The sequence below is a fragment of the Isoptericola jiangsuensis genome (genome assembly GCF_048320105.1).
Classification (GTDB): Bacteria; Actinomycetota; Actinomycetes; order Actinomycetales; family Cellulomonadaceae; genus Isoptericola; species Isoptericola jiangsuensis_A.
Window position 1 is genome coordinate 1,568,911 of sequence record NZ_CP182942.1, and the last position, 25,426, is coordinate 1,594,336.

General features: G+C 73.8%; 23 protein-coding genes and 1 riboswitch. Of the genes, 15 read left to right on the forward strand and 8 right to left on the reverse strand.

Annotated features, from left to right (window positions below):
• Positions 1-20: 20 nt before the first annotated feature.
• Together ACNHYB_RS07330 and ACNHYB_RS07335 are read right to left on the reverse strand one after the other, a co-directional pair.
• Entirely contained in the window at positions 21-677 is a 657-nt protein-coding gene (locus ACNHYB_RS07330) for a response regulator (protein WP_418277771.1), read from the reverse strand.
• The gene (locus ACNHYB_RS07335) at positions 674-2,023 is read right to left on the reverse strand and encodes a PspC domain-containing protein (protein WP_418277772.1); all 1,350 of its coding nucleotides are present in this window, start codon (positions 2,021-2,023) and stop codon (positions 674-676) included. Before ACNHYB_RS07335 ends, ACNHYB_RS07330 begins: the two co-directional genes overlap by 4 nt.
• A gap of 123 nt (positions 2,024-2,146) precedes the next feature.
• Between ACNHYB_RS07335 and ACNHYB_RS07340 the strand changes: the two genes are divergently transcribed.
• Both ACNHYB_RS07340 and ACNHYB_RS07345 read left to right on the forward strand, forming a co-directional pair.
• Complete coding sequence (locus ACNHYB_RS07340) at positions 2,147-3,739, forward strand: PspC domain-containing protein (protein WP_418277773.1); 1,593 nt, start codon at positions 2,147-2,149, stop codon at positions 3,737-3,739.
• On the forward strand, positions 3,739-4,293 hold the full coding sequence (locus tag ACNHYB_RS07345; RefSeq protein ID WP_418277775.1) for a hypothetical protein: 555 nt from the start codon (positions 3,739-3,741) through the stop codon (positions 4,291-4,293). Before ACNHYB_RS07340 ends, ACNHYB_RS07345 begins: the two co-directional genes overlap by 1 nt.
• Before the next feature lie 103 nt (positions 4,294-4,396).
• Here the strand turns inward: ACNHYB_RS07345 and ACNHYB_RS07350 are convergent, their stop codons facing one another.
• The 3 genes from ACNHYB_RS07350 to thiE all read right to left on the reverse strand — a co-directional run bounded on the left by ACNHYB_RS07350 (position 4,397) and on the right by thiE (position 7,482).
• Positions 4,397-5,080 (reverse strand): aromatic ring-opening dioxygenase LigA, encoded by a 684-nt coding sequence (locus ACNHYB_RS07350; protein ID WP_418277776.1) that lies wholly within the window; start codon positions 5,078-5,080, stop codon positions 4,397-4,399.
• A 115-nt stretch (positions 5,081-5,195) separates the two neighbouring features.
• Positions 5,196-6,785 carry a glutamine-hydrolyzing GMP synthase gene (gene guaA / locus ACNHYB_RS07355; RefSeq protein WP_418277777.1) on the reverse strand — a complete coding sequence of 530 codons (1,590 nt, stop codon included), beginning with the start codon at positions 6,783-6,785 and terminating at the stop codon, positions 5,196-5,198.
• A gap of 49 nt (positions 6,786-6,834) precedes the next feature.
• Positions 6,835-7,482, reverse strand: coding sequence for a thiamine phosphate synthase (gene thiE, locus ACNHYB_RS07360; RefSeq protein WP_418277779.1), 648 nt, complete (start codon positions 7,480-7,482; stop codon positions 6,835-6,837).
• A gap of 73 nt (positions 7,483-7,555) precedes the next feature.
• Positions 7,556-7,657, forward strand: a riboswitch (TPP riboswitch).
• Here thiE and thiO point away from each other — a divergent pair.
• The 3 genes from thiO (at position 7,648) to ACNHYB_RS07375 (ending at position 9,985) form a co-directional block, all read left to right on the forward strand.
• Positions 7,648-8,910: a glycine oxidase ThiO gene (gene thiO, locus ACNHYB_RS07365; protein ID WP_418277780.1), complete on the forward strand. Its 1,263-nt coding sequence runs from the start codon at positions 7,648-7,650 to the stop codon at positions 8,908-8,910. (Overlaps the previous riboswitch by 10 nt.)
• Positions 8,907-9,170 (forward strand): sulfur carrier protein ThiS, encoded by a 264-nt coding sequence (gene thiS / locus ACNHYB_RS07370; RefSeq protein ID WP_418277781.1) that lies wholly within the window; start codon positions 8,907-8,909, stop codon positions 9,168-9,170. Before thiO ends, thiS begins: the two co-directional genes overlap by 4 nt.
• Positions 9,171-9,172: 2 nt before the next feature.
• Entirely contained in the window at positions 9,173-9,985 is an 813-nt protein-coding gene (locus tag ACNHYB_RS07375) for a thiazole synthase (protein WP_418277782.1), read from the forward strand.
• 19 nt (positions 9,986-10,004) lie between these two features.
• Here ACNHYB_RS07375 and ACNHYB_RS07380 read toward each other — a convergent pair whose 3' ends face one another.
• Positions 10,005-11,222: a ThiF family adenylyltransferase gene (locus ACNHYB_RS07380; protein WP_418277783.1), complete on the reverse strand. Its 1,218-nt coding sequence runs from the start codon at positions 11,220-11,222 to the stop codon at positions 10,005-10,007.
• On the reverse strand, positions 11,219-11,629 hold the full coding sequence (locus ACNHYB_RS07385) for a DUF3817 domain-containing protein (protein WP_418277784.1): 411 nt from the start codon (positions 11,627-11,629) through the stop codon (positions 11,219-11,221). The genes ACNHYB_RS07380 and ACNHYB_RS07385 overlap by 4 nt, the downstream gene beginning before the upstream one ends.
• A 65-nt stretch (positions 11,630-11,694) precedes the next feature.
• Between ACNHYB_RS07385 and ACNHYB_RS07390 the strand changes: the two genes are divergently transcribed.
• The 3 genes from ACNHYB_RS07390 (at position 11,695) to ACNHYB_RS07400 (ending at position 16,501) form a co-directional block, all read left to right on the forward strand.
• A complete protein-coding gene (locus ACNHYB_RS07390) occupies positions 11,695-13,470 on the forward strand; it encodes an ABC transporter transmembrane domain-containing protein (protein WP_418277785.1) in 1,776 nt (591 codons plus the stop codon).
• The gene (locus ACNHYB_RS07395; RefSeq protein WP_418277786.1) at positions 13,467-15,239 is read left to right on the forward strand and encodes an ABC transporter ATP-binding protein; all 1,773 of its coding nucleotides are present in this window, start codon (positions 13,467-13,469) and stop codon (positions 15,237-15,239) included. The genes ACNHYB_RS07390 and ACNHYB_RS07395 overlap by 4 nt, the downstream gene beginning before the upstream one ends.
• Positions 15,240-15,730: 491 nt before the next feature.
• On the forward strand, positions 15,731-16,501 hold the full coding sequence (locus ACNHYB_RS07400; protein ID WP_418277788.1) for a polysaccharide lyase family 7 protein: 771 nt from the start codon (positions 15,731-15,733) through the stop codon (positions 16,499-16,501).
• Positions 16,502-16,560: 59 nt separating this feature from the next.
• Here ACNHYB_RS07400 and ACNHYB_RS07405 read toward each other — a convergent pair whose 3' ends face one another.
• A complete protein-coding gene (locus ACNHYB_RS07405) occupies positions 16,561-17,460 on the reverse strand; it encodes an SURF1 family protein (RefSeq protein WP_418277790.1) in 900 nt (299 codons plus the stop codon).
• Between the two features lie 127 nt (positions 17,461-17,587).
• Between ACNHYB_RS07405 and ACNHYB_RS07410 the strand changes: the two genes are divergently transcribed.
• From ACNHYB_RS07410 to ACNHYB_RS07440, 7 genes are all read left to right on the forward strand, one after another.
• A complete protein-coding gene (locus ACNHYB_RS07410) occupies positions 17,588-20,068 on the forward strand; it encodes a phosphoketolase (RefSeq protein WP_418277791.1) in 2,481 nt (826 codons plus the stop codon).
• A 137-nt stretch (positions 20,069-20,205) separates the two neighbouring features.
• On the forward strand, positions 20,206-21,117 hold the full coding sequence (locus tag ACNHYB_RS07415; RefSeq protein ID WP_418277792.1) for a hypothetical protein: 912 nt from the start codon (positions 20,206-20,208) through the stop codon (positions 21,115-21,117).
• Positions 21,114-21,311 (forward strand): hypothetical protein, encoded by a 198-nt coding sequence (locus ACNHYB_RS07420; protein ID WP_418277793.1) that lies wholly within the window; start codon positions 21,114-21,116, stop codon positions 21,309-21,311. Before ACNHYB_RS07415 ends, ACNHYB_RS07420 begins: the two co-directional genes overlap by 4 nt.
• Positions 21,298-21,534 carry a hypothetical protein gene (locus ACNHYB_RS07425; RefSeq protein WP_418277795.1) on the forward strand — a complete coding sequence of 79 codons (237 nt, stop codon included), beginning with the start codon at positions 21,298-21,300 and terminating at the stop codon, positions 21,532-21,534. The genes ACNHYB_RS07420 and ACNHYB_RS07425 overlap by 14 nt, the downstream gene beginning before the upstream one ends.
• 6 nt (positions 21,535-21,540) lie before the next feature.
• A complete protein-coding gene (locus tag ACNHYB_RS07430) occupies positions 21,541-21,735 on the forward strand; it encodes a hypothetical protein (protein WP_418277796.1) in 195 nt (64 codons plus the stop codon).
• Between the two features lie 89 nt (positions 21,736-21,824).
• A complete protein-coding gene (gene pta / locus ACNHYB_RS07435) occupies positions 21,825-24,047 on the forward strand; it encodes a phosphate acetyltransferase (RefSeq protein WP_418277797.1) in 2,223 nt (740 codons plus the stop codon).
• Positions 24,044-25,315: an acetate/propionate family kinase gene (locus tag ACNHYB_RS07440; protein ID WP_418277798.1), complete on the forward strand. Its 1,272-nt coding sequence runs from the start codon at positions 24,044-24,046 to the stop codon at positions 25,313-25,315. The genes pta and ACNHYB_RS07440 overlap by 4 nt, the downstream gene beginning before the upstream one ends.
• Positions 25,316-25,426: the final 111 nt, after the last annotated feature.

Consider the following 25,426-nt stretch of genomic DNA (forward strand, 5'->3'; position numbering starts at 1 on the left):
CGCCGGTCAGCACGGAGACCTCAGAGCAGCCGCCGCGCCGCCGCCCACCGGGTGAGCTCGTTGCGGTTGGACAGCTGGAGCTTGCGCAGGACGGCGGACACGTGCGTCTCGACGGTCTTGACCGAGATGAACAGGTCGCTGCCGACCTCGCGGTACGTGTACCCCCGGGCGATGAGCCGCATGACCTCCTGCTCACGCTTGGACAGCCGGTCCATCTCGTCGTCGGCCACGGCGACGTCCCCGGCCGACGTCCCGAACGCGTCGAGCACGAACCCGGCCAGCCGCGGCGAGAACACCGCGTCCCCGCCCGCCACGCGCACCACGGCTCCGGACAGGTCGGACGCCGAGATGTTCTTCGTGACGTAGCCCCGCGCACCGGCGCGGATCACCGCCACGACGTCCTCGGCCGCGTCGGACACCGACAGCGCGAGGAACCGCGTCGTACCGGCCAGGTCCGCGCAACGCTGCACCACCTCCGCGCCCCCGCCCCCGCTGCCGCCGGGCAGGTGGACGTCCAGCAGGACCACGGGCGGGCGCTCGGCGTGCACGACGGCGACCGCCTCGTCCACGTCCGCGGCCTCGCCCACGACGTGCACCCGCGCATCGAGGCTCGCGCGCACGCCCGTGCGGAACATGTGGTGGTCGTCCACGAGGACGACGGGGACGGCGTCGGTCATGATCGTGCTCCTTCGTCCGCGGCGGTCGCCGGCGGACCGGCGCCGTCAGTGCTGGTCCGGTCAGGGCTGGTGGCGCCCGGTGCGGGCGGGCTCGCCGCGGAGTCGGTGCGACCGCGAGCGGCACGGGGCATGCGCAGGCGGACCTCCGTGCCCCATCCGGGCCTGCTCACGACGTCGGCCGTCCCGCCGCGGCGACGCACCCGCCCGAGGATGGACTCGCGCACCCCGAACCGGTCGGGTGCGACGTCGTCCATCGCGAAGCCGTCGCCGCGGTCGCGCACGAACACCTCGGCGGTGTCGTCCGTGACCTCCAGGTAGACGGTCACGGGAGCACCCCCGTGCACGACGGCGTTCACCAGGCCCTCGCGGGTGGCCTGCAGCAGCGCGGTGGTGGCCTCCGTCGGCGGGCAGTCCCCCACGACGACGAGCTCGACCTCCGTCGCTCGACCGTCCTCGACCTCCCCGACCAGGGCACGCAGCTCGGCGGCCAGCGACGTACCGGCCGGCGGGCGGTCGTCGTACAGCCACTCGCGCAGCTCGCGCTCCTGGGCGCGAGCCATGCGCGCGACCTGCTCGGCGTCGTCGGCGCGCGCCCGGATGAGCGAGAGCGTCTGCAGGACGGAGTCGTGCAGGTGCGCGGCGATGTCGGCCCGCTCCGCCTCCCGCGCGCGCAGGGCACGCTCGTCGCCGAGCTCGCGCACCAGCCGCAGCCACCAGGGCGCCAGCACGAGCGCGACACCGACGAGCACCGCCAGGGAGGCCAGGGTGACGGTCAGCAGCTCCGCCGTCGGCGTGTCCTGCAGGAACAGCAGCAGCACCCCGGCCGTCACGATCACCAGGCCACCGACGAGCCGCAGCAGCACCCCGGACCGGCGCGCGGGCAGGTCCTCGGGCCGGGCGCGCTGCACGGCGTCGAGCTGGCTCCACGCGAGCGCCACGCCGCCCACGACGATCAGAGCCGGCAGCAACGCCGTCGGCAGGTCCCAGCCGGCACGGACCGCCAGGAGCAGCGCCGCCCCGGCCAGCAGGACGAGCCCCAGGATCACGTCCCGCCGGGACAGCCCCGCAGCGCTGCCGCCGCGCCGCAGCCGTGGTGCGAGGCGCGCCACCGCGGCGGGGCGCGTCTCGGCGGCCGCGTCGCGGGGGTCCCCGGCGGGCACCGTGACCCACCAGAACACGTACAGCACCAGTCCGGCGCCCCCGACGAGCACCAGCACGAGCATCACGGCCCGGACCGGCCACACCCGCACCCCGAGATGGGCTGCGAGCCCGGCGCAGACTCCGCCGAGCAGCCGCCCCTGACGGGGGCGGCGCAGCGGGAGGCGCACGGGGCGATCGGTGGTCACACCTGATCGTGGCACGTCAGGGGGCTCGGACGCCCTCGTTCAGGGCGCCGTACCCCGGGTTTCAGGGTCGGTTCAGGGGGTCACCCCATCCCGGCGCGGGGCCGGGCGGGCCACGATGGATCCATGACCACGAACGACACCCCGGAGCCCGAGGCGCCAGCCTCCGGACCGTCCACGGCGGGTCCGTCCACGGCGGGTCCGTCCACGGCGGGCCCCTCCACCGCGGGGCCATCCACGGCAGGACCCACGAGCACCGGGCCGGACGCCGGGCCGTCGCCGCGCCCCGTCGACCCCAGCTTCGGCGCCGGGTTCTTCGACTCCGTCCGCCGCACCGGCATCGCCCGGTCGAACGATCGGTGGATCGGCGGCGTCGCCGCCGGCGTGGCCGAGCGCTACGGCCTGGACCCGCTGCTCGTGCGCGGCCTGCTCATCCTGAGCGTCTTCGTCGCCGGCATCGGGCTGGTTCTCTACGGCATCGCCTGGCTCCTGCTGCCCGAACGGTCCGACGGACGCATCCACCTGCAGGAGACGTTCCGCGGCACGTTCGACGTGGCCGTCCTCGGTGCGGGCCTGCTCATCCTGTTCGGTCTCGTCTCGCACAGCGGGATCTGGCCGTGGTGGCGAGGACCGGCCGAATGGGTCGCCGTCCTGCTGTGGATCGCGTTCTGGGTCGCGGTCGTGTGGCTGGTGGTCAAGCTCGTGCGCTCCCGCCGGGGCTCGGACCGCGACGAGTCCGACGGGACGTGGACCACCACCGGTCCCGGCACGTCCGGCGGCACCGCGAGCCCCGCTGCAGGTTCCTCCGCGGACGTCTCCGGCGGGTTCAGCCCCGCTCCCCGCGCGCACTACGCCCCGGCGGCCGAGCCCGCCGCATGGTCAACCAGCACGTCGGGCACGACGACGGGCACGACGACGGGCGGCACGCCGGGCACGACGTCGGCCACCGCCGGACCCGGGGCGTCCGCTCGGGCTCCCCTGGCTCCCCCGAAGCCGCCGCCACCGCCGCGCCGCCCCTCGGCGTCGGCCGGGTTCACCACGGTCGGCGTCGTCGTCGGTCTCTCCCTGCTCGTCGGCGCCGGCCTGCTGGCGACCGACCTCAGCGTCGGGCTGACCCTTCCGGTGTGGTCCCTGTGGCTGGCGCTGAGCACGCTGATCGTGGGCGCCGCCATCGTCGTCTCCGGCCTGCGCGGCCGGCGCGGGGGCTGGTTGTCCTTCCTCGCGGTCCTGGCGCTCGTCGCCACGGTGGTCACCTGGCCGTTCGCGGACGGGCGCGCCTGGAGCTGGGAGGAGTGGGGTGACGACGCCACCGAGCAGATCACCACCATGAGCGGCACCACCCTCAGCAGCGGGACCGTGACGCCACGCAGCGTCGACAGCGCCGAGCAGGGAGTGCGCGTGCGGTTCGGCGACGCCACGGTGGACCTCACCGAGCTCGACCTGTCCCAGGTCACGCCGGGCGACCCCGTCGTCGTGCCGATCGACGTGACCGCCGGACGCACCGTCGTCGAGATCCCGGACGGTACCGCCGTCCAGGCGTCCGTGGACGTCAACGCGGCCGGCTTCGCCTGGGACGTCGACGGTCAGCACCTGACGGTCAACGGCTTCAGCGGCGGCCCCGCCACCTACCAGACCGACGAGGTCCGCGACCGGGGCGGCGCCGTGCTGCTGCTCGAGGTCGACGCCCGCGCCGGCGATCTCGTCATCGAGGAGCGCTGATGAGCACCGAGCAGAACCCCTACCGCGGCACCGAGCCCGTGCACCCCACGGTCGAGATCCCGACGCCCACCGCCCCGTACCCCGCCTCGTCGGCGGGATCCGCAGGGTCCGCACGGTCCGCAGGGACCGCGGAATCGGACGCCTGGGCGACCTCCACGCCGTCCGACACCGGCACCGGCACGCCGAGCAGCCACGCCACCTCTAGCGGTGCCACGAGCGGCGGTGCCACGAGCAGCGGTGCCACGAGCAGCGGTGCCACGAGCAGCGAGGCCACCGGCGGCCACACCGTCACCAGCGGTACCACCGACAGCGGCACCACCGGCCCGGAAGCGTCCTCCGGGCGACCGGTACGCACCGGACCGCGCAGCAGCACGGTCGTGTGGGGGTTCGTCGTCGTCGCGGTCGCCCTGGGCCTCCTGGCCCGGGCCGCCGGAGCCGGCGTGGACGCCCAGCTCGGGGCGATCGTGCTGCTCGCCGTGGCCGGGGTGCTCCTCGTGGTGACCTCCGTGGTCGGCGCGGCACGCCGCCGCACGCGGCAGCGCACGGACGCCTGACCCTGCCCGCGCACGGACGGTCCGGTCGCCACCAGGTGGCGACCGGACCGTCCGTCGTGCGTCAGGGCCCGTCCGTCAGTGCCCGTCCGCCAGGGCCCGTCCGTCAGGAGGGGCGCTCGGTGTCGTCGCGCGTCGTCGGCGGGGCCGGGTCGGCGGGAGCCGCCGGTGCGGGCCGGCCGCTGTCGGTGGCCGGGGCCGGCGTGGCGGCGTCCGGCGCCGTGGTGGGACGGGCGACGGGCGGAGCGGTCGAGGTCGACTCCTGGACCGAGTGCCGGGCGGGGGTCGACGACGCCGCGGCGGGAGCCGCCGCAGCAGGTGCCGCAGCCGCGGGGGTCGGCTGCTCCACCGAGACCTCCGACCCGCCCGCGAGTCGTCGGAACGCCACCCCGAACAGCAGGAACAGGATGCCCAGACCGATGACCAGGGCGCACACGCCGAACGCCACGACCGAGGTGAACAGGGACGCGCGCAGGAACGAGGCGTTCATGACCGTGTCGCGGGTCGGGTCGTCCTGGTCGAGCTCGGCGTAGGTGGCGCCGCCGGAGGCCTCCAGGGCGTGCTTGTCGATGACCTCGGCCTGCGCGTACGCCGTGAAGGGTCCGGCGACGTGCTGCCCGGCGAACATGTTGGCGTCGTCCGAGACGGTGATCTCCTCGTCGGAGAGCGTCGTCGACACGACGATCCACACGCCGACACCGGCCAGGATCAGCACGATGCCCGCGATGATGGAGAACATGCCGATACCGCGAACTCCGCGGGTCGGCCGGACGGTGACGGTACTCGACATGGCTCAACCTTCCGTCGACGTGAAGAATCTGTGAGGACTTTCACGGTCAACGTAACCCGAACGTCGCCGCGTGGCGCGGCGAGGCGACGACGAGCCGCAGGTCAGCGCTGCGGGATCACTCCCACTCGATGGTGCCCGGCGGCTTGCTCGTCACGTCGAGCACCACCCGGTTGACCTCGCTCACCTCGTTGGTGATGCGCGTCGAGATGACCGACAGCACGTCGTAGGGCAGCCGGGTCCAGTCCGCCGTCATCGCGTCCTCGGAGGAGACGGGGCGCAGCACGATCGGGTGACCGTAGGTGCGGCCGTCGCCCTGGACGCCCACGGAGCGCACGTCCGCGAGCAGCACCACGGGGCACTGCCAGATCTCCTCGTCGAGGCCCGCCCTGGTCAGCTCGGCGCGGGCGATCGCGTCCGCCTTGCGCAGGATGTCGAGCCGTTCGGCGGTGACCTCACCGACGATGCGGATGCCCAGGCCGGGGCCGGGGAACGGCTGGCGGGCCACGATCGGCTCCGGCACGCCGAGCTCGCGACCGACCGCACGGACCTCGTCCTTGAACAGGGTGCGCAGCGGCTCCACGAGCTCGAACTGCAGGTCGTCCGGGAGCCCGCCCACGTTGTGGTGGCTCTTGATGTTCGCGGCGCCCTCGCCGCCCCCCGACTCCACCACGTCCGGGTAGAGCGTGCCCTGGACGAGGAACTTGACCTCCTGGCCGTGCTCGCCGGCGTCCGCGACCACGTCCCGGGCGGCGTCCTCGAACACCCGGATGAACTCGCGACCGATGATCTTGCGCTTCGTCTCCGGGTCGCTGTGCCCGGCCAGCGCGTCGAGGAACCGCCTGCGCTCGTCACGCACCACGAGGTTGACGCCGGTGGCCGCCACGAAGTCGCGCTCCACCTGCTCCACCTCGCCCTCGCGCAGCAGCCCGTGGTCGACGAACACGCAGGTGAGCTGGTCGCCCACCGCCTCCTGCACGAGCGCCGCCGCCACGGAGGAGTCGACCCCGCCGGACAGCCCGCACACCACGCGCGCGTCGCCCACCTGGGCACGGATCGCGGCGACCTGGTCGGCGATGACGTTGCCCGGCGTCCAGTCCGGCGCGAGGCCGGCGCCGTCGTACAGGAACCGCTCGAGGACGGCCTGGCCGTGCGCCGAGTGCTTCACCTCGGGGTGCCACTGCACGCCGTACAGACGCCGACCGGCGTCCTCGAACGCCGCGACCGGCGACCCGGACGACGTCGCCAGGACCTCGAAGCCCTCGGGTGCGGCGTGCACGGCGTCGCCGTGGCTCATCCAGGTGGTCTGGTGCTCCGGGGTGCCGGTGAGCAGCACGCCCGCCGAGCACACCTCGACCTCCGTGCCGCCGTACTCGCGGGCGCCCGTCTGCGCGACGTGGCCGCCGAGGGCGCGGGCCATCGCCTGGAAGCCGTAGCAGATGCCGAGCACCGGGACCCCGGCCTCGAAGAGGGCCGGGTCCACGAACGGCGCGCCGGTGGCGTAGACCGACGACGGCCCTCCGGACAGGATGATCGCCGCCGGGTCCTTGGCGAGCATCTGCTCCGTGGTGAACGTGTGCGGCACGATCTCGGAGTAGACCTTGGCCTCGCGCACGCGGCGCGCGATGAGCTGGGCGTACTGGGCGCCGAAGTCGACCACGAGGACGGGCCGGGGCGTGGGGTCTGGGGTGGTGGCGGGAGACGTCACCGACCCAGGATAGTCGCCGTACGGGCGTGCCCCGACGGCGGTCCGCCGGTCATCCGGCGAGCCGCTCGGCCAGCTCGCGCGCGGCCCGCTCCGGGTCGGGCGCCCGCGTGATCGCCCGCACGACGACGACGCGCGTCGCCCCGGCGTCCAGGACGGCGTCGAGCCGGTCGGCGTCGATGCCGCCGATCGCGAACCACGGCGTCGCCGGGTCGGTGGCGGCGACCTCGCGCAGCAGGTCGAGCCCCACGGCGGCCCGGCCCGGCTTCGTGGGGGTGGCCCAGAGGGGTCCGACGCAGAAGTAGTCGACGCCCGGGTCGGCGTCCGCCGCGGCGGCCTGGGCGGCCCCGTGCGTGGAACGGCCCAGCGCGGGGCCGTCCCCCAGCAGCGTCCGCACGGCCGCGGTCGGCAGGTCGCCCTGCCCCATGTGCACCACGGGTGCCCCGACCAGGGAGGCGACGTCGGCACGGTCGTTGACCGCCCACAGGGCACCGTGCTCGGCCGCCACCCGGGCGACCAGCGCCTGCAGCTCCAGCTCGCGGGCGACGTCGAGCGACTTGTCGCGCAGCTGGACCACGTCCACCCCGCCGGCGAGCGCGGCGTGCAGGAAGTCCTCCAGGTCGCCACGCTCGGAGCGGGCGTCGGTGCACAGGTAGAGGCGGGCGTCGGCCAGGCGGGCGCGGGTGTCGTCGTCGGTCACGGCCCACCAGCCTAGTTGTCGACCTGGTGCGCCCCCTCGCGGCCGTCCGGCCGCGCGGTCGCACACGGTAGGGTGCCAGGTGCACGGGAGCCCCGCCGGGGCTGAGAGGGCGGGGACGCCGACCGTCGAACCTGATCTGGGTCATGCCGGCGAAGGGAGCAACCAGTGGACGACCTGTCAGCACCGCCGCCGCCCGGGCTGCGCGACCTCGTCGTCGTCGGCGCCGGCATCATCGGTCTCGCCGTCGCCTGGCGCGCCGTCGAGGCGGGGCTGCACGTCACCGTCCTGGACCCCGACCCGGGCGACGGGTCCACCCACGCCGCCGCCGGCATGCTGGCCCCCGCCACGGAGGCCGAGTTCGCCGAGGACGCCGCCCTCGACCTCCACCTCGCCGGGGCGGCCTGCTGGCTCCCCTTCGCCGCCGACCTCGAGGCCGCGAGCGACGTCGCCATCGGGCTGCGCTCCTCCGGCACGATGTGCGTCGCCCACGACGCCACCGACCTCGCCCTGCTGCAACGGATCCTGCGCCTGCACGCCCGTCACGGCGTCACCTCCCGCGAGCTCACCGTCGCCGAGGCCCGCCGCGACGAGCCGCTGCTGGGCCAGCGCTTCGCCGGCGCCGCCTGGGTCCCCGGCGACCACGCCGTCGACCCCCGCGCCGCCCACACCGCGCTGCTCACGGCGATCTCCGCCCACCCCCACGGCGCCGTCGTGCGACGCAGCGCGGTCCACGTCGAGCAGGACGCCGCGGGGCGGGTCGTCGGCGTCGTCGACGACTCCGGGCACCTGCACCGCGCCGGCTCGACCGTCGTCGCGGCCGGGTGGTCCTCCGGCGCCCTCCTCGCCGACGTGCGCGGCGCCGTCGTCCCCACCCGTCCCGTCAAGGGCCAGACCCTGCGCCTGCAGACCGACCCGTCCCTCGCGCCGTCGCACGTCGTGCGCGGTCTCGTGCAGGGCAGGCCCGTGTACGTGGTCCCGCGGGAGCCGGCGGCGTCGGGCCCGTGGGCGGGGTCCTCCGAGCTCGTCGTCGGCGCCACCACCGAGGAGAACCCGGACGACCGCCGGGCCACCGCGGGCGGCGTCTTCGCGCTGCTGCGCGACGCCCGCGCGCTGCTGCCCGCCGTCGACGAGGCCGCGCTGGTCGAGGTCACCCCGCGTGCCCGGCCCTCCACCCCCGACAACCTTCCCCTCATCGGCCCCACCGGGGTCCCCGGCCTGCACCTGGCGACCGGCCACCACCGCAACGGGGTGCTCCTCGCGCCGCTCACCGCGGCCGTCGTCGTGGGCGGCCTCACGGGCACCTGGTTCGACGTCCAGGTGCCGACCCCGAACCCCCAGGGCGTCCTCGCCGCCCTGCGCGCGACCGACCCGCGCCGCTTCGCACCGCCGCTCGGCGAGGCCCGCACCACCGACGGAGCACACCGATGAGCACACCGATGAGCACACCGACCGCCCCGACCGCCCCGACCGCCCGCGTCAACGGCGAGCCGTACCCGCTCGGCCCCGCCGGGTCCGCGCCCGTGGCCGACGTCGTGCGCGCCGTCGTGCCGGGGTTCGTCGCCGACGGAGCACCCCGCGGCGTCGCCGTCGCGATCGACGACGTCGTCGTGCCGCGCGGCACGTGGGACCGCGTCGTCGTCCGGGCCGGCGACCGCGTCGAGATCCTCACCGCCGTCCAGGGAGGCTGAGCATGACCGCCGGAACCGACCCCCTGGACCCGCTGGTCGTCGCGGGCACCGAGCTCGGCTCGCGGCTCGTCATGGGCACCGGCGGCGCCACGAACCTGATGCTCCTCGAGGAGGCGCTGATCGCGTCCGGCACGGCGCTGACCACCGTGGCGATGCGCCGCGTCGCACCGCGCGCCGGGGGCGAGGCGACCGGCGACGCCGGGATCTGGGGCCTGCTGGACCGGCTCGGCATCCGCGCCCTGCCCAACACCGCGGGCTGCTTCTCGGTGCGCGAGGCGGTCCTGACCGCGCAGCTCGCCCGTGAGGCGTGCGGCACCGACTGGGTCAAGCTCGAGGTCGTCGCCGACGACGTCACCCTCCTGCCGGACCCGCTCGGCCTCGTGGAGGCGGCCGAGGAGCTGGTGCGCGACGGGTTCGTCGTCCTGCCCTACACGAACGACGACCCGATCCTCGCCCGCCGCCTCGAGGACGTCGGCTGCGCGGCCGTCATGCCGCTCGGCGCCCCGATCGGCACCGGGCTCGGCATCCTCAACCCCCGCAACATCGAGGCGATCGCGCAGGCGGCGCGGGTCCCGGTGATCCTCGACGCGGGGATCGGGACGGCCTCGGACGCCGCGCAGGCGATGGAGCTGGGGTGCGACGGCGTGCTCCTGGCCACGGCGGTCACCCGCGCGGAGGACCCGCGACGGATGGCCCACGCCATGCGGCTGGCCGTGGAGGCGGGCCGGCTGGCCGCGGGCGCGGGACGCATCCCGCGCCGCGAGGGCGCCCTCGCGAGCTCCTCCCCCGACGGCCGCCTCGACCTCGCCCTGTGACCCGGCCGCGTCGGTCGGGCTAGAACAGGCCGCCGACGACGGAGCGGGCGTCGACGCCCGCGGCCCGCGCCACCTCGGCCACCCGGGCCGAGCGGACGCCCGCCGAGCACACCACCACGACCGGGCGCTGCGCGGGCAGGTCGGCGAGCGCCGCGCGGGCGACGTCGTCGGGCCGCCCGGCGGCCTGCCCGAGGAACGTCCCGCTGGGCACGACCCGGGCGCCCTCGACCGGACGCGCCCGCGCCTCCCACTCCTCGCGCACGTCGAGCAGGAGGGCGGGCGGGTCGGCGGCGAGCAGCGCGGCGGCCTCGGTCGGGGTGATCCGGGGGGCCGCCTCGGTGGCCGGGGCCCGGAGCCCGCAGAACGTGGCGTAGGCGTCGTCGCCGGGCAGCAGGTCCGTGACGGGGTCGCGCGTGGGGTCGGGCAGGACGGTGAGCTCGCGCCACTGGGGACCGAGGGCGTCGTAGACGGCGAGCCGCCCGTGCAGGGTACGTCCCACCCCGGTGACCAGCTTGACCGCCTCGGTGGCCATCGCGGCACCGATGGTGCCGCACATCGCGCCGAGCACTCCCCCGGTGGCGCAGTCCGGCACGACGCCGGGCGGTGGCGGCACGGGGAACACGTCGCGGTAGGTGGGGCCGCGACCCGTCACCGTGGGGCCCTGCGCTCCGGCGTCCGGGCCCAGGTAGCGGGGCGCGCCCCAGAAGACGCTGACCTGCCCGTCGAAGCGGTCGATCGACCCCCACACGACGGGCAGGCCGAGGATCTCGGCCGCGTCCGACACGAGGTAGCGGGTGGGGAAGTTGTCGGCGCCGTCGAGCACGACGTCGTAGCCGCGCAGCACGTCCAGCACGTTGTGCTGGTCGAGCCGCACGGGGTGCTCGACGACGTCCACGTGCACGTTGAGCTCTCCGACGGCGGCCCGGGCGGAGGCCACCTTCGAGGTGCCGACGTCGGACTGCCCGTGCGCGACCTGGCGCTGCAGGTTGGTGACGTCCACGACGTCGTCGTCGACGATGCCGAGCGTTCCCACGCCCGCGGCGGCGAGGTAGAGCAGGGCCGGGCTGCCGAGCCCGCCCGCGCCCACGACCAGCACGCGCGCTGCGGCGAGGCGCCGCTGCCCGTCGGGGCCGAGGCCGGGCAGCGCGAGGTGGCGCGCGTACCGCGCGACCTCGTCGTCGGTGAGGTCGCGGACGGGGTCCACGAGCGGGGCGAGCCGGTCCGGGGTGGAGGTCACGCGCCGTACCGCTCGGCCAGCGCGGCGAGCTTGGCGTCGGCGTCGGCGTGCACCTTCTTCTCCAGCACGAAGGACATCACCGGCACGACGCCGGCGAACACCATCGTCGCGAGCCGTCCGTAGCCCCAGCGCATCTTGGCCCACAGGTCGAGCACGGTGATGAGGTACACCACATAGATCCACCCGTGGGCGAACGGGATCCACTTGAGGTAGGCCATCACCGGGTCGACGTCGACGAAGTAGCCGATGCCGTAGTTGATGATCATCTCGACGCACAGGACCAGCAGCATCACACCGGTGACCAGCGCCATCACGCGGTAGCGGGTCAGCGAACCACGAGCCTTGCGGATCGCGGTGGCCGCCTGCTCGGCGGAGACGGTCGGGGCGGAGGGCTGCTCGGTGCTCACCACGACAGGATAGGCGGCCGAGATGCGGTGATCGGTGTCGGGTACGCCACCTACCCTTGACCGACGTGCGTCCCCTCCCTCTTCCCGACCCGGGTTCCCCGCCGCTGACGTCCGCGTCGCGCCTGCTGCTGTGGCAGGCGGGCCGCCAGCGTGGCGTCCTGGCGCTGTCCGCGCTCGCCGGCACCGTCTCCATGCTGGCCGCGGCCGCGTCCCCGCTGCTCCTGGGGCAGGCGATCGACGCCGGCCTGGCGGGCGGGTTCGGGACCGAGCTGTTCGTGTGGTGCGCCTGGATGCTGGTGGCGGGCGCCGTCGTCGTCGGCTCGGGGATCTTCTCCCACACGTGGGACGTCGAGAACTGGATGCGCGCCGCGTTCTCCATGGCCGAGCTCGTCGGGGACCGCTCCACCCGCGCCGGGCACTCCCTGACGGCGACGGTCCCCACCGGCGAGGTCGTGGCCACGGTCGCCGGTGACGCACCCCGGGTCGGCGAGATGTACGCGATGGCCGGGCGCACGTTCGGCGGCGTGATGACGTACGTCCTGGCGGCGGGCTACATGCTCACGCAGGACCTCACCCTCGGACTCGTCCTGACGCTCGGCATCCCGGTCGTGGCCGTCGTGCTCGCGCTCGGCGTCCGGCCCCTGCAGACGCGCCAGCGGGCGCAGCGCGAGGCGTCCGGCCGGCTGACGTCGCTGGGTGCCGACACCGTCTCCGGCCTGCGCATCCTGCGCGGCATCGGCGGGGAGGACGTGTTCACCGAGCGGTACGTGCGCCAGTCGCAGGAGGTGCGCCGTCACGGGGTGCGGGTCGCCGTGGTGCAGTCCGTCATCGACGGGCTCCAGGTGCTGCTGCCCGGGCTGCTGGCCGTCCTGGTGCTCTGGCTCGGTGCCCGAGCCGTGGTGGGCGGCGAGCTCACCAGCGGGGAGCTCGTCACGTTCTACGGCTATGCCGCGTTCCTCGCCTGGCCGGTGCAGATGGTCATGCAGATGCTGCAGATCACGACGAACGCGTTCGTCTCCGCCCGCAAGATCATCGCCGTCCTGCGGGTCCGGTCCGCGACCCCGCAGCCCGCGTCGCCCGCCGCCGCCCCCGCGCCGGGGGCACCGATGGCGGACTCCGCGAGCGGCCTCGTGCTGCCGCCGGGCCGCGTCGTCGCACTCGTGTGCGCCGACCCGGACGTCTCCGCCGCCGTCGCCACACGGTTCGGCCGCCTGGACGACGACGTCGAGTCCGGCTCCGTCGTCACCCTCGGCGGGGTCGGGCTCACCGAGCTCGACAAGGAGCACCTGCGCCGCCGGGTCGTCGTCTCCGAGGCGACCCCGCACCTGTTCTCCGGCGTCCTCGCCGACGCGGTCGACGTGCGGGGTCGCGCGTCCCGCGACGAGCTCCTGGCCGCGATGCTCACCGCCGACGCGGCCGACGTCCTCGACTCCGTGCCGGGCGGCCTCGACGGCGAGCTCCCCGAGAAGGGACGCTCCCTGTCCGGTGGTCAGCGGCAGCGGGTCGCGCTCGCCCGCGCCCTGCTCACCGACCCCGAGGTGCTCGTGCTGGTCGAGCCCACCAGCGCGGTCGACGCCCACAGCGAGTCCCGCATCGCCGCCCGTGTCGCCCGTGCCCGCGCCGGCCGCACCACCCTCGTGGTGACCGCCAGCCCGCTGGTGCTCGACCACGTCGACGACGTCGTGCTGCTCTCGCCCGAGGGCCGCGTCGTCACGTCGGGCACCCACGCCGAGCTGCTCGGCCGCACCGACGCCGACGCCGCCCGCTACCGCGCCGTCGTCGGACGCGACATGTCCGACGACGGCGGAGCCGCGGCCGACCTCGAAGGAGCCTCCCGATGAGCAGCGCCACCGGCACCCCCGCGACGGACACGTCCCGGAGCCTGCCCATCGCGGGTCCGGCCGAGGTACGACGCACCGTCGGCCGCCTGTTCCGCCGGCACCGCCGCGGGCTCGGCGCCCTGGCGTCGCTGCACACCCTGGCGGCGCTCGCCGGCCTCACCGGGCCGTTCGTCCTGGGCGTCGTCATCGACGAGGTGACCGCCGGCACCACCCTGGGCCACGTCGACACCCTGTGCCTGGTGCTGCTGGGCGCCGTGGTGGTGCAGGCGGTGGTGCGCCGGTTCGCCCAGCGGCAGTCCATGGTGTTCGGCGAGCGGGTGTTCGCGGAGCTGCGCGAGGAGTTCATGCAGACCGTCACGCGGCTGCCGCTGTCCACCGTGGAGAAGGCGGGCACCGGTGATCTCGTCGCCCGCACCACCAACGACGTCAACAAGCTCCAGCACGCCGTACGGTTCGGCGTCCCGCAGCTGATCGTCTGCTTCGTCACCATCAGCCTGACGCTGGTCGCCTCGTTCCTCGCCGGGCCGCTCGTGGCCCTCGGGCTGCTCGTCGGCACGCCGCTCATCGTGGTGGCCACCCGGTGGTACCTGCGCCGGGCCACGCCCGGCTACCTGCGGGAGTCCGCGGCGTACGCGACCCTGAACGGCACCGTGACGGAGGCCGTCGAGGGAGCGCGGACCACGGAGGCGCTCTGGCTGGGCGAGCGGCTGCGCCGACGGCTGCGCGGGGACCTGGCCGAGACCTTCGCGGCGGAGCGCTACACCCTCGGGCTGCGCCAGCGGCTCATCCCCGCGCTCGACGCCGCCGTCGTGCTGGGACCGGTCGCCGTGGTGGTGTGGGGCGCGTGGCTGGCCTCGCAGGGGCTCACCACGGTCGGCACCGTCGCGACCATCGCGATCTACGGACACCAGATGGGCGGGGTCGTGTTCGAGCTCGTGTTCTGGCTCGACGAGCTGCAGGTGGCCGCGGTGTCGCTGGCGCGCGTCGTCGGCGTCGGGCTCGTCGGACCGGACCGGCAGGCGTCGGGGGCGGTCCCGGGCTCCCGGCGGGTGAGCGCCCGCGACGTGCGGTACGCCTACCGCGCCGGGCACGACGTCCTGCACGGGATCGACCTGGACCTCGCGACCGGCGAACGGCTCGCCGTCGTCGGCCCGTCCGGAGCGGGCAAGTCGACGCTCGGGCGCATGCTCGCGGGCATCCACCCACCCACCGGCGGGTCGGTGACGCTGGGCGGCGTGCCGCTGGTCGACCTGCCGCTCGACGACCTGCGCGGCGAGGTCGCGCTGGTGACCCAGGAGCACCACGTGTTCGTCGGGACGTTGGCCGAGAACCTGCGCCTGGCGGACAGCACGGCCACCGACGAGGAGCTCTGGCAGGCCCTCGAGGCGGTCGACGCGCGGGCCTGGGCGTCCGGGCTTCCCGAGGCGCTCGGTACCGAGGTCGGCTCGGGCGGGCACGTGCTGTCGCCCGCCCAGGCCCAGCAGGTCGCGCTCGCGCGGCTGGTGCTGCTCGACCCCCACACGCTGGTGCTGGACGAGGCCACGTCGCTGCTCGACCCTCGGGCGGCGCGCCACCTGGAGCGGTCGCTCAACGCGGTGCTGACGGGTCGGACGGTCGTGGCGATCGCGCACCGGCTGCACACCGCGCACGACGCCGACCGGGTGGCCGTGGTGGACGGCGGACGGATCACGGAAATCGGCCCGCACGACGAGCTGGTGGCCGCCGGCGGCGAGTACGCACGGCTCTGGCACAGCTGGCAGCACGAGTAGCACTCGGAGCACGCACCGCACGACCCGCCCCACCGGCACGGCACCCGCCGGCGCGCCCCGCAGGGCCTCGCGAGCCGTCGGATCGGCCCCAATTTTGATGCAACGATTTACCGCTTCAGCCCCACCCCCCTGAGGCCTGACATCCTGCGCATGAGACGGGTTTCTGGCCTCCGGCCTGCGGCGACGCTTCCGGGGCTACCGGGGCGCCGGATGTGTTGACAGTGTCCTGGGGCGCCTATACGTTCAATTTCGAGATCTCGGTGCATCGATGCACCACGTGGCCACCACCACGGAGCCGTTCCAGTACCTCTCCGACGACGAAGGGATGTCACCCCGAAGGCTCCGGACAACGCAGAGGTCGTCAGAGGCGGGAGTGCCCACCCCACCCGTCGCCCGCCAGGCGGCGCAGACACGCTGACGAGCACGCGCCGCAGGCACCACGGCGGCGGACGACCTCGAAGCCAGGGCGATCCGAAAGGAACCACAGCACGATGAGACTCCACCAGAAGCGCGGAATCACGGCAGCAGTGCTGGCGACGGCGGTCCTCACCGCCGGCCAGCTCGCGACGATCGGCAGCGCCAGCGCAGCCGCTCCCTGCGACTACCCCTCCCAGCAGCTGGACCTGGAGAGCTGGAAGATGACTCTTCCGACCGGGTCGGACGAGTCGCCGACCGAGGTCACCCAGCCCGACCTGGACACCTTCTCGGCCGACACCTGGTTCCAGGTGAACGACGCGTGCGACGGCGTGCAGTTCCGCGCCGCGGTCGACGGCGTGACCACCTCGGGCTCGGGCTACCCCCGCTCCGAGCTGCGCGAGATGATCTCCGACGGCAGCGACGAGGCCTCCTGGGACGCGACGTCCGGCACGCACACCCTGACCGTGGTGCAGTCGTTCGACCACCTGCCCGAGGAGAAGCCGCACCTCGTCGGCGCGCAGATCCACGACAGCGACGACGACGTCACCGTGTTCCGCCTGGAGGGCACCAGCCTCTACGTCACGAAGGGCGACGACACCCACCACCACCTGGTGACCGACGACTACCAGCTCGGCACCCAGTTCGAGGCCAAGTTCGTCGTCGCCGACGGTGAGATCAAGGCGTACTACAACGGCGAGCTCGAGACCACGATCGAGCACGACTCGTCCGGCAACTACTTCAAGGCCGGCGCCTACACCCAGGCGAACTGCGAGAACTCCTCGCCGTGCGACAGCTCCAACTACGGTCAGACGACCATCTACGACCTGCAGCTGACGCACTCCTGACCACCCCGGTACGACCAGGTGCGGAGCGGGCCCCGGGCCCGCTCCGCACCTGTGCCGTGTCAGTCCGAGGGCAGGCCGGCGATGCCGCTGCCGACCGGGTCCTGCGCGGCACCGCGACGCCGGTCCCGGCGTCCACCGGCCATCTCGTCTCGCACCAGCCGGACCCAGAGCATGACGGCGAACAGCCCGAACACCCACCACTGCAGCGCGTAGAAGAAGTTCTGCAGGTTGACGTCGCTGCCGCCCTCGAGCTCGGGACGGGGCAGCGGCGCGGGGCCGCCCTCGGCGGTCGCCGTCTGGTCCGGGTCGGAGGACGTGAGCACCAGGTAGCCCGTGTAGATCGGGCCCTGCCAGGTGTTGGCCAGCGCGGAGGAGGCGATGTCCTGCGTCAGCGGCGGCCCGCCCGGGTTCGCGGGCACCGAGCCCGTGCGCAGCGTCGACTCGGAGGCCTGCAGCCAGCCGGACACCTCCACGTCGGCGTCGGGAACCTCCAGGGCGTCCGCGCCGGGAGTCGGCGACTCGACCCAGCCGCGCACCACGGGCAGCACGGGCTCCCCGGACAGCGCCGCCCACGACTGCCCGCCGGTGCCGTCGTCGCTGATCCGCAGCGGCGTCAGGACCAGGTAGCCGTCGACGCCGTCCAACGACCGGCCGGCGACGAGCATCTGCCCCTCGGTCTCGTAGGTGCCGACCGCTCGCACCTCCCGTCCGACCATCTCCCCGGGGAACGGCTCCTGGGGTGCCACGAGCTCGCCGAGCGGCACCGGCCCGGCCGACTCGGCCTCGGCGGCCTCGTGCTGGGCGGCGAGGGTGGCCCGTTCGTAGGCCCGGTCGATCTGCCAGACGCCGAGTCGTCCGCAGACGGCGGCGGCCAGCAGGAGGAGCAGCAGGATCGTCAGCATGCGCGGCTGACGGGCCACCGACCAGAACGATCGGCGCACAGGTGGGGCGTCGGGCACGGCCCCACGGTATCCGTGCCCCCGCGGACGCTCCGAATCGCGACCCTGCCGTCAGGCTGCGGTCCGCCCCCACCTGGGGTGGAATGAGAGCGATCGACTCAAGTCACCGCAGCCCAGGGAGTGTGCGATGTCCACGACCACCACGTCCACCAGCCCCGAAGCCTGGCGCGCCACGGGCGTCGCCGAGCTGACGGACACCGACGTCGAACGTCTCGACCAGTGGTGGCGGGCCGCCAACTACCTGTCCATCGGGCAGATCTACCTGCTCGACAACCCGCTGATGCGCCGCACCCTGGACCGGGACGACGTCAAGCCCCGCCTGCTGGGCCACTGGGGCACGACGCCGGGGCTGAACTTCCTGTACGCGCACCTCAACCGCGCGATCAAGGAGCGCGAGCAGTCCACGATCTACGTCGCGGGCCCCGGGCACGGCGGGCCGGGCCTCGTGGCGAACACCTACCTCGAGGGCACCTACTCCGAGATCTACACGGACATCACCACCGACGACGAGGGCCTGCGCCGGCTGTTCCGGCAGTTCTCGTTCCCCGGGGGTATCCCGAGCCACGTGGCCCCCGAGACGCCCGGCTCGATCCACGAGGGCGGCGAGCTCGGCTACGCGCTGTCGCACGCCTACGGCGCCGCGTTCGACAACCCGGACCTGCTGGTCGCGGCGGTCGTGGGCGACGGCGAGGCGGAGACCGGTCCGCTGGCCACGAGCTGGCACTCGAACAAGTTCGTCAACGCGCGCACCGACGGCGTGGTGCTGCCGATCCTGCACCTGAACGGCTACAAGATCGCCAACCCGACGGTGCTGAGCCGCATCAGCGACGACGAGCTGCGCGACCTGATGATCGGCTACGGTCACACGCCGTACTTCTTCGTCGGCGGGTTCGACGGCGAGGACCACGCGGCCGTGCACCGCCGGTTCGCCCAGCTCCTGGACGAGGTGCTGGAGCACATCGCGCGGATCAAGGCCGAGGCGGCCGCCGGCAACGACGAGCGACCCGCGTGGCCGATGATCGTCTTCCGCACCCCCAAGGGATGGACGTGCCCGCCCGAGATCGACGGGCACAAGACGGAGGACTCCTGGCGCGCCCACCAGGTCCCGCTGGCGAGCGCCCGGGACACCCCGGAGCACCTGGAGGTGCTGCGCAGCTGGATGGAGTCCTACCGGCCCCACGAGCTCTTCGACGACGGCGGCGCCCTGCGGGCCGAGATCGCGGCCCAGGCGCCGTCGGGCGAGCTGCGCATGAGCGCCAACCCGCACGCGAACGGCGGCCTGCTGCTCAAGGACCTGCGGATGCCCGACTTCCGCGACTTCGCGGTCGACGTGCCTGAACCGGGCGGCGCCGTCGCCGAGGCGACACGCGTGCTCGGCACGCTGCTCAACGAGGTGGTGCGCCGCAACCCGGACAACTTCCGGATCTTCGGTCCGGACGAGACGGCGTCGAACCGCCTGCAGGCGGTCTACGAGACCACGGACAAGCAGTGGAACGCGGACTTCTACGGACCCGACGTCGACGAGCACCTCGCCCGCGCCGGTCGCGTCATGGAGATGCTGAGCGAGCACCAGTGCCAGGGGTGGCTCGAGGGCTACCTCCTCACGGGGCGGCACGGGCTGTTCACCAGCTACGAGGCGTTCATCCACATCGTCGACTCGATGTTCAACCAGCACGCCAAGTGGCTCAAGGTCACGAACCACATCCCGTGGCGGCGCCCGATCGCGAGCCTCAACTACCTGCTGTCGAGCCACGTGTGGCGTCAGGACCACAACGGGTTCTCCCACCAGGACCCGGGCTTCATCGACCACGTGGTCAACAAGAAGGCCGAGATCGTGCGGGTGTACCTGCCGCCGGACGCCAACACCCTGCTCAGCACCTACGACCACTGCCTGCGCAGCCGTCAGTACGTCAACGTCGTGGTGGCGGGCAAGCAGCCTGCGCCGCAGTTCCTGTCGATGGACGACGCGATCGCGCACTGCACCCGGGGTCTGGGCATCTGGGAGTGGGCCGGCACCGAGGTGCCGGGCGAGGACCCCGACGTCGTGCTGGGCTGCGCCGGCGACGTCCCGACGCTGGAGGTGCTGGCCGCCGCCGACATCCTGCGCCACGAGCTGCCGGACCTGAAGGTGCGGGTCGTCAACGTGGTGGACCTCATGCGGCTGCAGGACATCCGCGAGCACCCGCACGGACTGTCCGACAAGGACTTCGACGGCCTCTTCACCCCGGACCGTCCGGTCATCTTCAACTACCACGGCTACCCGTGGCTGATCCACCGCCTGACGTACCGGCGCAACAACCACGCGAACATCCACGTGCGCGGGTACAAGGAGGAGGGCACCACCACGACGCCCTTCGACATGGCGATGCTGAACGACGTCGACCGGTACCACCTGGTGCTCGACGTCGTCGACCGGGTGCCCGGCCTGGGCTCGAAGGTCGCGGGCTTCCGTCAGCGGATGGTCGACGCCCGCCTGGCCGCCCGCCAGTACACCCGGGAGCACGGCGAGGACATCCCCGAGGTGCGCGACTGGGTCTGGCCGGGCGCGCGCGACGTCGTCGGCGAGGGGTCGCTCGCCACGGGCGACACCGGCGGCGACAACGAGTGAGCCGATGCGGTGCCGGGCGGGGACGCCCGGCACCGCGTCGTCGAGTTGCGTGATGGTCGCACCCGGCGTTCTCTGAGAGACAGGTGCCCCGCCCCAAGCAGCGAGGCCGGAGGCGCCGCACGGCAGAGGGGGCTTCGATGGCGAAGCCGGTGCAGTGGTTGACCCGACATGCTCGGCGCGGTCTGGCCGATCTTCCGCGCAACGTGGTGTGGGCGCTCGACGCGGGCGTCAGGAACCCGGTCGGCTCCGCCGGGGACAGCATCAAGGGCGCCGGGGATCGGGCCGCTTCCAGGCTGGCGGACGTCAATCCGTTCTCGGACGGTTCAGGTGGTCGGCTGGACCGCGTCGATGCCGCTCTGGAGCGAGCTCACCGGCTCGAGTCGGAGGCCCACGAGCTGGCGGAGTCCGCCAAGGAGCGGGCAGACGACGCCGCGGCGGTCGAGGACGAAGGCGAGCGTGCGGTGCAGGAGGCCCGCGACGACGGGGAGCGCGAGATCGCCGACGTCGTGGTCGACGCGCAGCGGGAGGCGGACGAGTACGTCGCGGCGAAGCGGGACCGTGCACAGCAGATCGTCGCCGAACGCGTGGCAGAGGCTCGTGCCGAGGCGGCGTCGAGACTGCAGCAGGCCCGCAAGGACGCCGAGAGGGCACGCGCTCGGGCGGAGCAGGCGATCGAACGGGCCCGCGAGCAGATGAGCCGTGCACGCGAGCTGGCCGAGTCGGCGGCCGTGGCCGCGCGTGAGGCTGCTGATGATGCCCGGGCCCGTGCCGAGGACCTGGCAGGGAAGGCGGAGCAGGACGCCGACGCCGCGCGACGTCGGGTCGAGGAGGCCGAGGGGCGGCAGGAGGACGTCGCCGAGGAAGGTCGACGGCTGGGCGCCGACGCCGAGACCGGCCCGCTCGACCTGGACGACATGACCAAGGCCGAGCTGCTCGAGCTCGCGAAGGAGATGGGCCTGGACGTTCCCCGCTCCACGCTCAAGGCGGACGTGGCGGCAGCGGTGCACGCGCACGCGCACGCTGACCACAGCCGCGGGAGGTCGTCATGAGGAACCCCTTCCGCCGGAAGACCCTCCTCGACAGGATCGGCGGCGCGGTGGGCCTCGGGCCCGGACGGGCCGGCACGTCGGCCCGTACCGGCCTGGTCGCCGTGGGCGCCGTGGTGGCGGTCACCGCGGCCAGTGCAGTGGTGTCCGCCGTCCGCGAGCGACGTGTCGAGGCGGATCACGATGATGGGGCGTAGGGCCTGGGGACGCGCGATCTTCTTCGGCCTGGGCTACCTGGCGGGAACGCGGGCGGGCAGGCAGCGGTACGCGCAGATCGAGGCAGTTGCCCGCGCGGTCGCCTCCACGATCAGGGACCACGTCGGCCAGGAGGGCACGGACACGCCAGGACCCGCGCGGTCCGGGCGCACGTCCTCCCGGCGGACCGACCCCTACGCCGACATCACGCTCGGCAGGCCGTGAGTCGACGTGCACATCGAGATCCGGCTCGTCGCGCGCCTGCTGCGCATCCCGCTCCTGCGGGTGGAGGGCGCGGTCGTTCTTCGTGACGTCGCACGGAGCGGAGACCTCCGCGGCGTCGCCCCGCGCCCCGGGGCGACGCGGGTCGGGCGGGATCTCGCCGTGGCCGAGGCGATCATGGCCGAGCTGGAGTCGCAGCGGTGATGCCCGGCGCACGACCGCCGGGCGCACAGCACCCCCCGTCCCCGGCGTGACGAACCCGACGTCGTCGATCCGGTGCGCCGCCCGCCCCGATGCGGTGCAATGGGTGTGACCACCCGCCGGCACGGACGAACAGGCAGGCAGTGAGCACTCGGAGCATCTACATCGCGTCCCCCGAGGGGGACACGGGCAAGTCCACGGTCGCGCTCGGCGTCCTGGAGCTGCTGGTCCGTCAGGTCCAGCGGGTCGGGGTGTTCCGCGCGGTCTCACGGGTCCCGGAACGTCCGACGGCGTCGGGCGGTGACGCCGTCCGGGACCACGTCCTGGAGCTGATGCTCGCGCACGACGGCGTGGACCTCACCTACGCGGAGACGGTCGGCGTCACGTACGACGACGTGCACGCCGACCCCGACGGCGCGCTGTCGCGGATCGTGGACCGGTACCACCAGGTCGCCGCGAAGTGCGACGCCGTCGTCGTCCTGGGCACGGACTACACCGACGTGTCCGGTGCGACGGAGCTCGCGTTCAACGCGCGCGTCGCCGCGAACCTCGACTCCCCCGTCCTGCTGGTCGTGTCGGGGCGGGAGCGCGGCCTGGACGACGTCACGACGTTGACGCGGCTCAGTCTCGCCGAGCTCGGCGCGAACCACGCCCAGGCGATCGGCGTGATCGTCAACCGTGCCGAGGGCGAGGTGCGTGACGCGGACCGTGCCCGCCGGGCGGCGATCGCCGGCGACGACCTGCCGACGTGGATCGTCGCGGAGGAGCCGTTCCTCGGCGCGCCGACGGTGGCGCAGCTCGCCGAGGCCGTGGACGGCACCCTGCTGCTGGGCGACCGGGACCTGATGTCCCGCGAGGCGCTCGACGTGATCGTCGGGGCGATGACCTTCGAGAACATGCTCGGCCACCTGGCCGACGGCACCGTGGTGATCACGCCGGGCGACCGCACCGACGTCGTCCTCGGCCTGCTGTCCGTGCAGGCGGCGCAACGGTTCCCCTCCCTCGCCGGGATCATCCTCACCGGTGGCCACCACCCGACGGGGCGGTCCGGGCAGCTCGCCGCCGCCCTGCAGCCGCACGTGCCGATCATCGCGACCGAGCGCGGCACGTACGAGGTCGCGAAGGTCGCGGGCCGCACGCGCGGCGCGATGACCGCCGACGCGCAGCGCAAGCACGACATCGCCCGCGCCATGTTCGAGCAGAGCGTCGACGGCGACGAGCTGCTGGCCCTCCTGGACGTCGCGCGCACGCCCGTGGTGACGCCGCTGATGTTCGAGCACGAGCTGATCGAGCGGGCCCGCGCGGACCGGCGCCGCGTCGTCCTGCCCGAGGGCGACGACGACCGCATCCTGCGGGCGGCCTCCACGGTGCTGGCGCGCGGCGTCGCGGACCTGGTGATCCTCGGCGACGAGACGTCGATCCGTGCGCGCGCCGCCGAGCTGGGCCTGGACATCTCCGCCGCGCAGGTCCTGTCCCCCACCGACCCGGAGCACGTGGAACGGTTCGCCGTCGAGTACGCCCGGCTGCGCGAGCACAAGGGGATGACGGTCGAGCGGGCGCGCGAGATCGTCACCGACGTGTCGTACTTCGGCACGATGATGGTGCACCTGGGGCTCGCGGACGGCATGGTCTCGGGCGCCGCCCACACGACCGCGCACACGATCCGGCCCTCGTTCGAGATCATCAAGACCCGCCCGGGCGTCTCGGTGGTGTCGTCGGTGTTCCTCATGTGCCTGCCCGACCGGGTGCTCGCCTACGGCGACTGCGCCGTCAACCCCGACCCGACGGCGGAGCAGCTCGCCGACATCGCGGCGTCGTCCGCGCAGACCGCCGCCCAGTTCGGTGTCGAACCGCGGGTCGCGATGCTGTCCTACTCGACGGGGGCGTCCGGTTCGGGCGCCGACGTCGACAAGGTGCGCACCGCGACCGAGCTGGTCCGCGAGCGCCACCCGGACCTGAGCGTCGAGGGACCGATCCAGTACGACGCGGCGGTGGACGCCTCCGTGGCGGCCTCGAAGCTGCCGGACTCGTCGGTGGCGGGCCGGGCGAGCGTGTTCGTGTTCCCCGACCTGAACACGGGCAACAACACGTACAAGGCGGTGCAGCGCTCGGCGGGGGCCGTCGCCGTGGGACCGGTGCTGCAAGGGTTGAACAAGCCGGTCAACGACCTGTCCCGCGGGGCGCTCGTGCCCGACATCGTCAACACCGTCGCCATCACCGCCATCCAGGCGCAGGAGACCGGGTCCACCGGGTCCACGGAGTCCGACGGGTCCACAGAATCCACAGTGCCTGCCTCGAACGGAGAGTCCGCATGAGCATCGTGCCCGAGGTCGAGCGTCCCAACCCGTACAGCGCGTACGGCGCCCACGGGTCGGTGCTGGTGCTGAACTCGGGGTCGTCGTCCCTGAAGTACCAGCTGGTCAACCCGGTGGGCGGGGAGGCGATCGCGGCGGGCACGATCGAGCGGATCGGCGAGGCGTCCGGCATCGTGACGCACACGTACGCGGGGAACCGCACGCGTCGCGAGCTGGAGGTGCCGGACCACGGGGAGGCGCTGCGCCTGGCCCTGGGCCTGTTCGACGAGATCGGGCCGCGCCTGGCGGACGCGGGGATCTACGCCGTCGGGCACCGGGTGGTGCACGGCGGGGCGGAGTTCTCGGGGCCCGTGGTGGTCGACGACGCGATCATCGACCGCATCGAGGCGCTGGTGCCGCTGGCGCCCCTGCACAACCCGGCGAACGTCCAGGGCATCCGCGTGGCGCGCGAGCTGCTGGGCGACGTGCCGCACGTGGCCGTGTTCGACACGGCGTTCTTCCAGGCACTGCCGGCGGCGGCGTACACGTACGCCATCGACCGGGAGGTCGCGGCCCAGCACGGCGTGCGGCGCTACGGGTTCCACGGCACGAGCCACCAGTACGTGGCGGGCAAGGTGGCCCGCGTGCTGGGTCGACGCGTGCAGGACCTCAACACGATCGTGCTGCACCTGGGCAACGGGGCGTCGGCGTCGGCGGTGAAGGGCGGGGTGCCGGTCGACACGTCGATGGGCCTGACCCCGCTGGAGGGCCTGGTCATGGGGACGCGGTCGGGCGACATCGACCCGGCGGTGGTCTTCCACCTGTCGCGCAACGCCGGCATGGACGTCGAGGAGCTGGACACGCTGCTCAACAAGCGGTCCGGGATGCTGGGCCTGTCCGGCGTGAACGACTTCCGCGAGCTGCGCACCCTGATCGACGACGGCGACGCGGACGCGGCGCTCGCGTTCGACGTGTACGTCCACCGGCTGCGCAAGTACGTGGGTGCGTACGCGGCGCTGCTGGGCCGGGTGGACGTCATCGCGTTCACCGCGGGTGTGGGCGAGAACGACCAGGTGGTGCGTGCCGCGGTGTGCGCGGACCTGGAGGGCCTGGGGATCGCCGTCGACGACGAGCGCAACGCCGGTCGTGGCGGGGAGCGCATCATCTCCCCCGACTGGGCCAAGACGCTGGTGATGGTGGTGCCGACGATGGAGGAGCTGGCGATCGCCCGGCAGTGCGTGGAGGCCGTGGACGGCCTGCACCCGCCGCGGGCGGTCACCGCCGGCTGACCCACCCGGGACCGCCGGCGCCGACCATGTCCTGGCGGCCCCTCATCGTCGTTGGACGGCCCCCCAGGGCATGGTCGGCGGTTCAGAGGGCATGGTCGGCAACCCGTTCCA